The 12,341-nt window shown below is 36.0% G+C and carries 12 protein-coding genes and 2 pseudogenes; 1 reads left to right on the top strand and 13 read right to left on the bottom strand.

The genetic code is table 11. The features are described 5' to 3' along the window. From DWW23_RS25970 to DWW23_RS25915, 12 genes and pseudogenes are all read right to left on the bottom strand, one after another. A pseudogene (locus tag DWW23_RS25970) lies at positions 1 to 479 on the bottom strand (hypothetical protein); the annotation flags it as partial. Between the two features lie 11 nt (positions 480 to 490). Next, a complete protein-coding gene (lepB, locus tag DWW23_RS25965) occupies positions 491 to 1,360 on the bottom strand; it encodes a signal peptidase I (RefSeq protein WP_122357359.1) in 870 nt (289 codons plus the stop codon). 1 nt (position 1,361) lies between these two features. Continuing rightward, complete coding sequence (locus DWW23_RS25960; RefSeq protein ID WP_233564464.1) at positions 1,362 to 3,371, bottom strand: hypothetical protein; 2,010 nt, start codon at positions 3,369 to 3,371, stop codon at positions 1,362 to 1,364. 146 nt (positions 3,372 to 3,517) lie between these two features. Next, complete coding sequence (locus DWW23_RS25955) at positions 3,518 to 4,702, bottom strand: 6-bladed beta-propeller (protein ID WP_122357358.1); 1,185 nt, start codon at positions 4,700 to 4,702, stop codon at positions 3,518 to 3,520. A gap of 81 nt (positions 4,703 to 4,783) precedes the next feature. Then, positions 4,784 to 5,083 (bottom strand): NVEALA domain-containing protein, encoded by a 300-nt coding sequence (locus DWW23_RS25950; protein WP_122357357.1) that lies wholly within the window; start codon positions 5,081 to 5,083, stop codon positions 4,784 to 4,786. Positions 5,084 to 5,204: 121 nt separating this feature from the next. Then, positions 5,205 to 5,411, bottom strand: a complete 207-nt coding sequence (locus DWW23_RS25945) for a hypothetical protein (RefSeq protein WP_199664181.1) — start codon at positions 5,409 to 5,411, stop codon at positions 5,205 to 5,207. 4 nt (positions 5,412 to 5,415) lie between these two features. Then, positions 5,416 to 6,429 carry a hypothetical protein gene (locus tag DWW23_RS25940; RefSeq protein ID WP_122357356.1) on the bottom strand — a complete coding sequence of 338 codons (1,014 nt, stop codon included), beginning with the start codon at positions 6,427 to 6,429 and terminating at the stop codon, positions 5,416 to 5,418. Between the two features lie 104 nt (positions 6,430 to 6,533). Further along, positions 6,534 to 7,595, bottom strand: a complete 1,062-nt coding sequence (locus DWW23_RS25935) for a BF3164 family lipoprotein (RefSeq protein ID WP_122357355.1) — start codon at positions 7,593 to 7,595, stop codon at positions 6,534 to 6,536. Between the two features lie 210 nt (positions 7,596 to 7,805). Next, positions 7,806 to 7,988: pseudogene (locus DWW23_RS27085) on the bottom strand (NVEALA domain-containing protein); the annotation flags it as partial. Between the two features lie 207 nt (positions 7,989 to 8,195). Beyond that, on the bottom strand, positions 8,196 to 9,074 hold the full coding sequence (locus DWW23_RS25925) for a DUF1573 domain-containing protein (protein WP_122357353.1): 879 nt from the start codon (positions 9,072 to 9,074) through the stop codon (positions 8,196 to 8,198). Continuing rightward, a complete protein-coding gene (locus DWW23_RS25920; protein WP_122357352.1) occupies positions 9,074 to 10,129 on the bottom strand; it encodes a BF3164 family lipoprotein in 1,056 nt (351 codons plus the stop codon). The genes DWW23_RS25925 and DWW23_RS25920 overlap by 1 nt, the downstream gene beginning before the upstream one ends. Positions 10,130 to 10,138: 9 nt before the next feature. Continuing rightward, the gene (locus tag DWW23_RS25915) at positions 10,139 to 10,369 is read right to left on the bottom strand and encodes an NVEALA domain-containing protein (RefSeq protein WP_122357351.1); all 231 of its coding nucleotides are present in this window, start codon (positions 10,367 to 10,369) and stop codon (positions 10,139 to 10,141) included. Between the two features lie 224 nt (positions 10,370 to 10,593). On the opposite strand from DWW23_RS25915, the gene DWW23_RS25910 reads away from it, so the two are divergent. Continuing rightward, positions 10,594 to 11,697, top strand: a complete 1,104-nt coding sequence (locus tag DWW23_RS25910; RefSeq protein ID WP_122357350.1) for a hypothetical protein — start codon at positions 10,594 to 10,596, stop codon at positions 11,695 to 11,697. 2 nt (positions 11,698 to 11,699) lie between these two features. On the opposite strand, the gene DWW23_RS25905 is transcribed toward DWW23_RS25910, so the two are convergent. Continuing rightward, positions 11,700 to 12,341: CDC27 family protein (locus DWW23_RS25905; RefSeq protein WP_199664180.1), on the bottom strand; the 642-nt coding region annotated here is incomplete at its 5' end.

The following is a 12,341-nucleotide window of genomic DNA, read 5'->3' as shown; positions in this document are numbered from 1 at the left end:
AAATCCCCGGTCAGCCTGAACAGGGAATGGTTAGAGCCTTCAAAGCCATGCAACTGCCGCATCCCCAAAACAGCTTCGACCAATCCGGTTACAACGATCGCTGTTAGGAAAAACAATCGTAGTTGAGGCCACCCGGTAAATATAAATCGCAACAGAAACCACAGTACGACCAGCTGTCCTCCGAACAACATTTTCTCCGGTTCCGGATTCAGTTGCCAGTTATAAGTGAGCGCAACGATAGCTGCCAAAACAAGCACTAATCCGTCTGCGACCGAAAAGATAAGCGGTTTTACCGGTTTCGTCATAACAGCCGCCATCAGACTGCATGCAGCCAACAGCAACATCACCAGATGAAACCAAAGAACCTTTCCTGTGATCAGTCCGTTAGTCAACTCTGTGTCTGTGGCAAAAACGGTGCACAACAGAAAGACACCACTGATGGCGAGTAATGAGTAACTTATATATTGATTGTATTTCATGATTAATTTCTTTAATGAATTATTTTCATAAACCGTTCCCACCTGAATTTTTCCGTATACGGATCAACAGATTTCCATATGATCCATGCTTTCCCCACGATATATTCTTCCGGCAACATTCCCCAATAACGCGAATCCTGTGAATTCATGCCGTTATCGCCTGCCATAAAATAGTAGTTTTTCAGGAAACGATAACTGTCAATCGGTCTTCCATTAAGAAAAGATGTAGAATCCTTGTATTCAAGAGTCCCCTGTTGTTCCCATTCAATCAGCTTCTTATACAAAACAAAGTTTGTCCGATTCATTCGGATCGAATCTCCTTTGGCCGGAATATGTAGCGGTCCGAACTCCTTGATATTCCAACCGATAGTTCCATCATAGGGGAAACTATGGAATATACCGTCTTGAAACTTTTCTGTAAAGGCTATTCTTTTTTGTGAATCCGGATTACCAAGAGGTACTTCTATTCCGTTTACATGAAAAAAACCGTTTTGTATTGATAATGTGTCGCCAGGTAATCCTACGCACCGTTTGATATAATATTTGAGGATATGCATTTCAATCTTATCCCAACTGCTAGGATGTGGAAAATTGAAGACTAAAATGTCATTACGTTTAATATCCCTGAAACCAGGGATACGGTAAATTTTTGTTTGTTCATTTCGCATGGATGCAAAAAGGTTGAATATACGCGGGCCGATGATCGGTTTCCAGACTAGGATATTATCTCCGGTAGTTAATTCCGGCTCCATCGAATCGCTAGGAATTTTGAAAGAGGCAAAAAATAAGACCTGAGTGGCGAACCATGCCGTAGCCAGCATACATAGCCAAAAGGTTACGTCAACTGTATATTGTATTATTTTTTTCCAATGCTTTTTCATATCAATACCAACGAATAATACCGTTTTTATAGGTAAAGATCCGATCATTCGTTCCTTTCACCTTTACTCTGTAAATTGTCCCTTCAGGTATATTTTCAAAAGTCATAAAATTATAGTCACCTTTTAAACTACCACCTTTAACCCATTGGTTGTTCCAATACCATAATTCTATGTCTATATCTTTAGGTAAATAATTTTTTGTATAAGGGATATATGAAATTTTACTGATCGACCTGGGGCTACCCAAATCAAACCAAAGTATATTTTTCCCATCTTCCGGGTTGTTGAATCTACCTCTGAAACCTGTAGCAGACCGACTGTCGGTAACCATGTCCAGTTTCTCTCCATCGCTAAGCGGTGTGATGTCGGCTGAAACTTTTACACCTTGAATCGGTTTATCCTCTTTATTCTGTTCGTAAAAAGATATTTCACTGAGTGCCAGTGAGTCTTTTGGGGATATTAATTGTATATATCTATATTTTTGAGGAACAGGAAGAGTGATTTCATTATCCCATGTATCCATGCTGTCTGTCATCATATATAAGGTGTCAGCGGTTAATGTGTTCAAATCATTGCATCCTGTGAGATAAGCCCCGACCAGCGTCTCTTTCGCTTCGGCAATCTCTTCAGGGTACAGATAAGCGGTATAGTTTCGTACGGTAACCGGCATTTTTTCCTCTTTACATTCCATTTTTTCGCAATTGCCGTCTTGGTTTAAAATAAAGGCAGGTGCAGCAGGTGTCAAAACACCATTCTGATAGAACATAGGCAGGTAAACGACATCTCTGCCCATCTCTTTGAATGTCACTTTTTTATTCCATGCTATTTTTCCCCATTGCACGGGTTTCCATTCTTTCGCACCGAAAACACATAGATAGCAATAGCGTGTATTTTCGGGTATAGGCTCGGTAATAGTTATTTTTACATCCGTTGTTTGGAAATATTGTGAAGAAACATCCTTCATAAACGGATTTTTGAATAAAGAAGGAATGTCTTCTCTGGCGACCGATTTATCTCCTAGTGGGCCGGAAAAATAATGTTCGAAAGTATGCCGGTACACTTTAGGTAGTCTGAATTTTCCCCATTTCAAGTCAAAACACTCATTATTATAAATCTTTTTGTATTTCCACCGGTCATCGTCCCAGAAAGGTTCGAACGGGTATGTTTTTCCTTCAACAATCAAGCTGTTCCAGCTATGTCCACCGGCGCGGTTACCCCATTCCGGAACGAAGTCGATAGCAACTCCCATACCGAGAGCGGACATCATCAGGCAATTATACCAGGCTTTATCGTCGCAGGAGCCTCGTTTTATTTGTTCGAAAGTGGCAGCATTGCAGATAGGCATGGATGCGGCGGCCCAATTATTATGCATAAGGTCGCTATATATTTGATGTAAAGAGTCACTCACTACTCTGAAATCTTTATTAATATCGTTGAATATATGAGCATGTCTTTTGTAAAAGGTATCCCGGCTCTCGTCCAGGCAGATTCCTTCAGCAAAGCGATAGGGAAGGATATATTTGCAGAAATCTTCGAACGAATCGTTCTGTGTATATACATTCTCTTTCCAAGCTTTGAAAGAACGGTCTATTTCGTTGATAAGCCAGTCTGCTTTAATGGTTTGGATATCCGTTTTCTTATTAAATAAAGACGGATGAATTTTTGTTTTCTCATTTTTCCAAAGAGTGTCGATTTCTTTTTGCCATTCGGATGAACGCTCCCAATTATATTGTTCTGATATATCTACGTACTTCAAATAAAAAGGTTGTAGTTTTTCTATATTTGATTGGTTAACGCCTGAATGACCGGTCATATTCATTATTAGAAAACGGGCAGCAGCGAGTTTTTCCGGATTATCATTGTAATAAGCCAACACCTTTTCCAATTCACTTCGGTTATCTCCTGCCAGCATGAGTACCTGTTTAAGTTGTTTATCAGGTAGGGCATGACATGCTGTCAATGAGATGATGATTATTGTACTGTAGAATAAAAAAAATGTTTGCTTTATCATATTCTTTTATTTAATAGAAAATAAAACTAAAACCGGATTTGATTTCTTACCCCATTGCTTGTATTGGATGTTACTTATTACTATTTGTCCACGATTTCTATATCAGTTTGTTCTGCCTGTATATTTGAACATATGCTCTATCATAATTATTGAGAAACGGTGAATGAGTTGTGAACGGGTTTATAAAAAAATAGAACGGGATTATCTTCCTCTTTTACTTTCATCAGATTTTCAGGGAAAAGATCCGGAGCTATTTCTCTCTTTTCAATGATAGTGAATGGTTCTACCAATGAGAAAAAAGTATCATTATGAACACCGGATATAGGATAGTAGACCAATAAATCTTTTGTTGGTATATTTGAAACTCTATTCCCTCCATAGATCAATTTATTGTTTTGCAGATTATAAAATACAGTATAGTATCTACCATTTTTGGTAAACCAGAAATATAGGATATTACTGCATTCAAAAATATTTGAAATACCCCATGAATAATTGGATTCGATTAACTTATGTGGTGAAATACCTTCTTCTATTATTTTTAGAGGTAATGAATCCGGTAAATTTATTTTGTATAAGGGGGTTAGACCTTCCGGTATAATTTCAAAAACTATATTGCTAAAACGCGGATTGTAAAGGATCCTGTTTTGTTCATAAAAAAAAGGATGTCCGTCTCCGTAATTGAAATTGTAATCAGAAACCTTGTCATGAGGGAAGAATGATTTATTCATTTTGGAACCAGTCTTAGTATAGAGTAATGAATAATGTAATTCCTTCTTATCCGGATAGTTCATGTGGTCATGATTATCGAAAAAGATGCCATTGTTAGCAAAAGCAATTTGTTTTGGTATGATATCATATATAGTAGTACTTGATATATATTCACCAGACAATAAATCGTATTTTGTCAATCTCCTTTTTCCACCGTCATAAGCAATTAGCTGTTTAGATGTTCTGTCTATTGTGAAATCTATTATTTCTCCATATTCTTCTGGACCTTCTCCCCGATTGTTTATTTTCCACTTAATGGAACCATCTTTCTTGTTAAAACATACGATTTTAGGCATATTGTCTAAAATATAGATTAAACTGTCTTCAATGATAATACGTTCTACTATTCCTAGTGGCTCATCATTTGATAGAATTGTATATGACTCTGTGTGTAACAGGTTATCGACATGTCTAAAAGCAGAATCAGTTAGTTTGATATTAATGTTTTGAATATTAATATTATCAATTGGTAAATCCTCTTTATCGATGGATCTTGTTTTTGAATTGCTACAAGAATATAAGAAGAAAGTCACTATTACAAAGAATAATAAGTGTTTCATAATACAGAAAGTCTTTTTAGATTGTTAGAGAGAAAGTAATAAGTTATTTGTTTAATGACCTATTCCTTAATTATATTCTACCTAATTATAGAAAGGTTCACCGCATGGTACAGGGGTGCAAGTACAAGAAGAACATGAAGGGGTACAAACCCTTTCTACACTTGATGTAAATGTCCCATCGGGAAATGTTTTCTTACATCTTTTTGTTTCGGGAGATTTCCCTTTTTCTTCAGTACTTGATTCGTTTGATTGAGCTAACGCTTCTATGTTGGCTAGAATCAAATTTGATAGTAGAGCCTTTTTTTTACTCTGGTTAAAGTTCCAGCAGCCTACAAACGTTATAACTGTAATAAGTACAGCCCCGAAGATCTTTTTTTTCATGATTTTATTATTTTATTAAGTGGTGAATCTGTTAATTATATATTTTTCATATTCTCTAAATTTATTTGTTTGCAATGTCGCAACAAGTCCGGTAAAGTGGGTACGACATAGAAAAACAATATTAACATTGTGCCCGTTCATCAAAGCTCGTGCCACGATGCATTCGTAGTAGTTTATTATGTGAACGAGAGTTTCCTGACACAACCCCGGTGTCTTTGTAGAGTTGTTCGTTATCTACTGTACCGGCAGAGTTTAGAACTAATATCCGGTCGTTCGGGTCTTCTGTCAGTGTGTTAGGGGCTAACCAGCCTTGGAGTTTGTTGCTCATGGTATTATAATTTTATTTTTATGATTGAATAATCCGGATCTGCGACAACTAAATATACATCGTTGAAACGTGAATCGGATGCAATAAGATATATATCTTTGTTCAAATCAATCACTTTTTGTTCTTCTAATTTATAATCTAAAAGAATTAGTTGACGCCTTGAAAGTACAGGACGCTTCATTTCTTTTCTTTTTTCTATACTTATATTACTATCGTCAAGTAGTACAATATAATCCTTTGTCAGTGATACCATTTTTGTTCTGCATGGTTCTAAATAGTTTATTACCATCTTGTTGTCTCTGATGTCGTATTCGTATTTCGAAAGATTTTTAGTTTTTAACTGTTTGAATTGGTCTCCATCTTTTTTGAATAATATAATCTGAGGAACTCTTATGAACTTCAATAATAGGTAGTTGTTGTAATAATCATAATTTATTTCTCCTTCATATGCATCTTTATAATTCATATATTTCATTTCTGTTTTGATGGGATATGCTCCCCAGCTAATAGTAGTATTAGTGGACTTATCCACTGTTTTGAAAAGAGTGTTTTCTTTTTCTGGAGATAAGTATAGATATGTATTCTCATCTATGAATTGCATAGCTTGTGAGTCGGTAATAGGTTGAGGTGATAAATCTTTGTAACCCTCATTGTTTATCAATAACTTTTTTGCATCTAGTATTCCTAATCGAGGTGTTCCAGCATTAGAAATAGAAATTGTGCCATCAAATCCGGTATTTATGATAGGAGCTGTAAATTCATTTGGACCGTTACCGATATTACCGAAAGACGCTAATTGTTTTCCTGATTTGGTATCGAAAATATGTATTATTGAATCTGCAGATTTTAAATCACTAAGATATAAATAATCACCACTTATTTTGAAAAATCCAGGAGTGGAAATCATAATATTATCATTCAGTAACTCGTATGTTGTACTGATAGGAGTTACTTGTTTATTTTTATTGCATGCAATAAGCAAGAATAAACAAAAAAAGATATAAAATTTATTTTTCATGGCTGAACAAATTATGTTGTTTGTACAATGATGGTTTGTCAAAAAAGATAAGTGTCTATTAGTTAGGTGTAGAAAAGTGTATCTTGGTTGATATATTGTAAATATTATTTTTGTATTAAAGTTGCGTTTTTTATGTCAATAATTCCTATAACTTGTTCTCCATTTTCATCGTAAATAGTAGCATATATCAAATCATTATTATCATCAACAGTGAAATTTTCAATACAGTATTCACATGTATAACTAGCAACAGGATTTCCCTCCCAATCAAATTTCCAAATAGTATTGGGCATAGTGGTTGGAGATATTTTGCCATGTGCAGTTGCATAAAAAAAATTGTTATTTGCAGATAAATGGCAAAAGCCATATATGGTTTCTTGAGTTGGGGTAAAAACATGTTCTCTCTTATCAAATATAGGTTCATATAAGTAAAGAGTTTTGTAAAGTTTTATATCTTCTTTTTCAATATTATATATTTCTAATACTCCTCCTATGATGGTGGCTGAAACAAACCTTTTTCCATTAGGACTGGCAGCCATACATGTATATAGTTGTGTGAATGCAAACCAATCTTTGTCGAATTCAAATTTATTATGTATATTAGGACTATTTGTTGATGTTTTTATGATTTTATTTGGTGTTATTAATGCTAAACGATCATTAAATCCATCACTGATGAATAAAGAATCTTTTATGAAAATAATTCTGTTTCTGTCTTCGACTTCTTCTGATAATTTAATGAAACTAGTTTTTATATTCTGTCCATTTTTGATTTCTTTGAGATTATATTGTACGATGTTCTTTCTACTATAATCATTTATGTATAAATATCCATTTGTTTTATCTATTGAATATGTAACAGGAGTAGTAAGTTCTTCAGGACCATTACCTATTTTACCGAATGATTTTATTAAATTCCCATTATTTCGATTAAAAATACAGATATTATCATTTGCACTCATGTCTCCAATAATTAGCATTGAATCAAATATTTGTGGTTGATGTGCATAACGAAAAAGGTATTCATTATTGATTATTTGAACTTTAGCGTTGTATTTTTGGAGAAATGTAGGCGCTTTATAATATATTTTTTCGTCTTTACATTGAATGAAAAAGATGGCAATGCATATTATTACGAGTAAATGTTGTATTTTTAATGTCTTCATAACTGGTGTTTTTGGAGTGAGTAATATAAATTAATCCTAGAATAGGCGCTAATATTTTTAGCACCTATTCTAGGATGTAGATATTTAATGATATGCGTTCCAATGTGTACTACCACATCTAGGACAACTTCCACTTACATTTGCTGCAACAGCTTTTGGTACTCTTGGTGATGGATACCAAATAGTTCCACATATGCAAACAGCTTTACATTCTGTTGTTATTACAGTAGATGAATTGCAATCACCAGTTATGCCTCCTTCGCTATAAGCCAACGCTTCCACATTAGCCAGTGCTAAATCTGACAATTCCACTTCATTCAGACTTTGGCTGTAATTCCAACTTGCTGCAGCTACTATGGCTACGATAGCTATGATACCAAATAATTTTTTCATATTTGTATCTGTTTAATTTTTTTTATTTGTTGTTTAATTAGGCTATTTTCTATCTTTGCCTACTCTATTCGGATTTAGATAGTCGAATGGATACCTGTACCATTCTATTTTGTCGGTTATATTACCATCATACACCTCCTTTTTGGGGTCTCCGGGAGTTTGCTTGTACATTCTTTGTCGGGATGCAGCAAACTCCCTTTCGTTCGATCACCGAACATTCCCCTTTATTCTTACCTTGACGGGTTGGTTGTTAATACTATTGTATTTAATTGTTACGACTTCATCGACGAATCCTGTGTCCTTCGGAGTCATCTTAATTCCTACCCGAAGGGATTCTCCAGGTTTCGCAGGTCGTTTGTCAAAGGTGGCTACTGTGCAGCCGCAGGTGGAACTTACGTCCACTATCACGAGGGGATTGTCTCCAGCGTTTTTTACTTCTATGATTGTATCTTTTACTTCCGATTTATCGAAGGTTCCGAAGTCGATTTCTGTCTTTGTTACTTCGGCTGTCGTTTTAAGTATATTTTTATTCGGACTGTCTTTGCCTGTAATCTGTTTCAGATACAGATCTTTCACTGCCGTATTATGTACCGGATTTCCTAATACGGTAACTTTATTGCCTTTATCCAACAGGAATGTCTGGAAAGTTATATTTGTCGGGAATTTGTTCAGTTTGTTTAGTTGGTCATCCAAGTCGATGCAAATAGGGCGATCGAAACCATCACGCTTTAACAGATAACGTATTTTTTTTGTATCCTTCGGGTGGAAAAAGAAGAGAAACGGAACTTTTCCTTGTGTCGCCGAATCGGTATATTCGATCAATTCTTTCCATTTGTGTAGTTGCAACTTACAACTGGTGCAACCTATCGAATCGACATATACTAAGACTTTATATTCGGACTGCGGAATCTGAAAATTAGTAGTATCTGTCAGATAGCGGGTAAAAATGAGATTGTCTGGAAATTTGATTTCTTTCCCCTGCCATTCATTGACCAATTGTGCAATTTGTTTTTCTTTCTCTTTCTGTTCGTTTTTGCAGGAAAAGAAGATAGGTAATAGAATTAATATAAATAGGATCTGTTTCATTATAGTTTAAAAGTCAGTATCGGATTATTGCTTTCTACGCACGTTGCGATACAAGTGTTTGTTGTTTCGTTTATATGGATGCCAAAAATATTTTTATCTAATGTATATTTTCGTAGAGGGATACCGTTTGTGTCAAAGACATATAGGTAATGTCCTCCTTTTGGCGGTGCTTCGCCACGTTGGTAAAATTCCTCCCTCTCTTTCCATGACATTCCATCGAAAACTGTATAAATGTATCGGTCGGTGACTTGAATATCCATAAAACCTTTTATTCCGGTAGGAAAACCTTCTCCTCCTTTTTCTTTGAATTTCGGTTCTCCGCCAGGTCCGTATACAACGCTGTGCGTATGTTTTTTCAGGTTGTATATTTCAAGGGTCTCTCCTAATTGAGTAGCCATTGCATATATTCCGTTTTGCGGATTGTAGTCTGTAAAACTACGCCAAGCTTGCGCTAAAGCCGGGTGTATATCTTGTTCATAATTGGTTTCGGTAGGTATTTTGCCTATATTTTTGATAGGTTTGCCACTATGACTGACTTTGTGATAACGATAATTTCCCAGATAGTCGGTTATCAAAAAGACTGAATCTGTTCGATGAAAGTCCAAAGAACGCACCAGATTCTTATCTAATGCGATTTCTTCTACGCGAGATACCGTTTTTTCGGTAATAGAAATTGCCCAACGTGTGATTTGCATCTTGTTTGCATCGAGTGCCCAGATGGAATCCGGGGAACAAAATTGAAACATTTCAGCAGAAAGCATCTCTTCCGGTCCTTCTCCCCGTTTGCCGAAAGGTGCTATAGGTTCCCAGTCGGGATAAGTGAAAGAATAAAAGTAGTGGCTATCATTATGTAAATCCATAATAACAGCGATACTATCCTTTACCGTTACCCGATAAGGATAACGGAAAAAGACAGAATCAATAGAAATCTCCTGCGTGGCTACTGTTCTCTCATCGGGAAAAGTTGTATAACGAGGGTATAAGGGGTCATGGGAACCACCGCAGGAGATTAATGAACTAATACCTATAAGTGATATATATAGGGACTTTTTCATAGATGATTTTTATCTGAAGCCACTTGTTTTTCTTTCTACTTTTTTACCATGACATTCTATGTCTCCCCAACCATAACATTTAAAGTTTTCTTCAGGGTCTTCTTCTGTTAGGGCTAAAGCTTCGATATTTTCAAATGCCAAATCATTTAATACGTTTTGGGGGGACTGTGTAGAGTAAAAATGAATACCTCCCAGTAGACATAGGAAAATGATACCTGATTTAATAGTCTTTCTTTTCATGTTTATCTTATTTGTTAAATTAGTTTTAATATATTTGTCTCTTGAAACTACTTTAATAGCAGCAAGATATGTAATGCAAAAGTAGATATAAAATTAACTTAGACAACGGTTTAATGAGTAGTAGAGGATAACTTGTTGGTAATTGTCTGAATTACAGCATGGGTGTCAGCGAATTGTCAGAAAACTTGGTCTGTAGTCAAGAGTAAAGTGAGACGATTTCAGGTATGAGACAAAAAATTGGGGTGATATTAAGTTGTGTGGGGCTGACCTTTTTATTTGGCTGGTGGTTGTGGAGTGCTTTCCATATACAGCTGAATAAATTATGCTCAGAGTCATCTCTTGTGTTTGCAGATGTGTTGCAGAGAGAAAAAACGTTACAAATAGAGCGAGAGTTCGGGAACTATAATCCCAAGAGTTCTCCTAATGAAATCTCAGGTGCAGAGAAAGCAGAATGGTGTGATCAGGATTTCCTTTTTTATCGTGATTCCACCCGAACTTTGTTAGATAGTCTTTTTCGGACTACACTTTTAGACCGTAAAATTCAGGCAAATACAGCTATTCGTTGTGTATGGAATGGTCGTGTTATTAATACCTCTTCAGATAGTACTTTTTATAAAGAAGCGCTTCCTTTAAGATTATTAATCTATCGGATAGATGAAAATCCAGATAGGAATATTACGCTACAAGCTTATATAAAACTCCCTTTTGAAACAGTTTGGAGACACAGTTATTTAATGTGGATGATTTCAGGTTTGGGGCTTTTGTTGTTAGGTGCGATTATTGGCGGCTACTGTTTTTGGCATCGAAAGATGCACAAGATTACTGAGCAAGAATTGCTGTTACAACAGCAAGAGCAAGAACGGCTGGTATTAAATCAACAGCAGGAGCAACGGAGATTGGAACTGCAACGGCAACAAGAAAAGCTGCAACAACAGGAACAAGAATTGCTGGAAAAGGAAAAACGGTTACCAATTCCTGAGCCATTAATCCAGGATAAGACAATTAAGTGGGTGGAATTGTCTAAAGATTTGTTTTTTAATGAAGAACATGGTGACTTATGCTATAGGAATGACGTGAATATCTGTTTGACAGAGAATTCATTAAGACTATTTTGTTCTTTCATAAAAGTAGAACAACATAAATTGACTTATGAAAGTATATGCATAGATGTATTGTCTCGATCGATAAAAAATGGATTATCTAAAACGGATCGTGATGCTGTAGCTAATGCGATTCGGCATTTACGAATACATTTGAAACAAATACCTGTCATTGAAATAGAACCCCTCCGAGGTATAGGATATCAAATGATAATCCTGAATCCTTAAATTTATAAGGAGTTATTATGATCTGAGATAATATGGTTATTATATTCATCTATTAACTTAGTTACTTCCGTTCTCATTTCGCGGATAGCTGTGTTCTCCACTTTCGGCTCTTTTGTCAGTACGGCATCAGCTGCTTTGATAAACTTATCTTCTTGAAAGAAAGCCGTTTCCGAGTATAGTTTAGTTAACAGATAATAGGGGTATATCCGTTCCGGCAGTATTTCTATTGCATGTAGCAATAAATTTTCTGCTTTCTGATAATTTCCCAGGTCCTGTTCATTTTTTGCCGCCATATAATGTATCATCGGATCACCACTCAGTTTCATCGCCCGTTCCAACAAATGGTTCGCCTCTGCAAACCGCTCCGTCTTACTCAAGCATTGCGCCGCTTCAAACAGTAGTTCCGGCTTATGTCCCAGTAGCGGCACCAATTCTTCATACCCGTCCGCCGCCGCTTCATAAGCTTTGCTATTATATAACATCTTCAATGTATTCCATTTCTTATACCCCTGGTAATAGCCTTTCTGCTGCCAGAAAATCCATCCGCAACATACCGCCATCCCCCCGATTACGGTGACTGAAAGTATCTTTCTCCCCTCTCGAGAGGGGGTAGGGGGTGTGTCAGTGACAACAACGGAGCTATC

The organism is Parabacteroides sp. AF14-59 (genome assembly GCF_003479515.1).
Lineage (GTDB): Bacteria > Bacteroidota > Bacteroidia > Bacteroidales > Tannerellaceae > Parabacteroides > Parabacteroides faecis.
Note: the sequence above shows the minus strand (reverse complement) of the source record. Positions and strands in the feature narration are given on the sequence as shown.

Bases quoted from the DNA above. Each gene is read 5' to 3' on its own strand.
- DWW23_RS25950 (WP_122357357.1), bottom strand. From the start codon at position 5,083: ATGAAAAAAAAGATCTTCGGGGCTGTACTTATTACAGTTATAACGTTT.
- DWW23_RS25955 (WP_122357358.1), bottom strand. From the start codon at position 4,702: ATGAAACACTTATTATTCTTTGTAATAGTGACTTTCTTCTTATATTCT.
- DWW23_RS25960 (WP_233564464.1), bottom strand. From the start codon at position 3,371: ATGATAAAGCAAACATTTTTTTTATTCTACAGTACAATAATCATCATC.
- DWW23_RS25940 (WP_122357356.1), bottom strand. From the start codon at position 6,429: ATGAAAAATAAATTTTATATCTTTTTTTGTTTATTCTTGCTTATTGCA.
- DWW23_RS25915 (WP_122357351.1), bottom strand. From the start codon at position 10,369: ATGAAAAGAAAGACTATTAAATCAGGTATCATTTTCCTATGTCTACTG.
- DWW23_RS25925 (WP_122357353.1), bottom strand. From the start codon at position 9,074: ATGAAACAGATCCTATTTATATTAATTCTATTACCTATCTTCTTTTCC.
- DWW23_RS25910 (WP_122357350.1), top strand. From the start codon at position 10,594: ATGAGACAAAAAATTGGGGTGATATTAAGTTGTGTGGGGCTGACCTTT.
- DWW23_RS25935 (WP_122357355.1), bottom strand. From the start codon at position 7,595: ATGAAGACATTAAAAATACAACATTTACTCGTAATAATATGCATTGCC.
- lepB (WP_122357359.1), bottom strand. From the start codon at position 1,360: ATGAAAAAGCATTGGAAAAAAATAATACAATATACAGTTGACGTAACC.
- DWW23_RS25945 (WP_199664181.1), bottom strand. From the start codon at position 5,411: ATGAGCAACAAACTCCAAGGCTGGTTAGCCCCTAACACACTGACAGAA.
- DWW23_RS25920 (WP_122357352.1), bottom strand. From the start codon at position 10,129: ATGAAAAAGTCCCTATATATATCACTTATAGGTATTAGTTCATTAATC.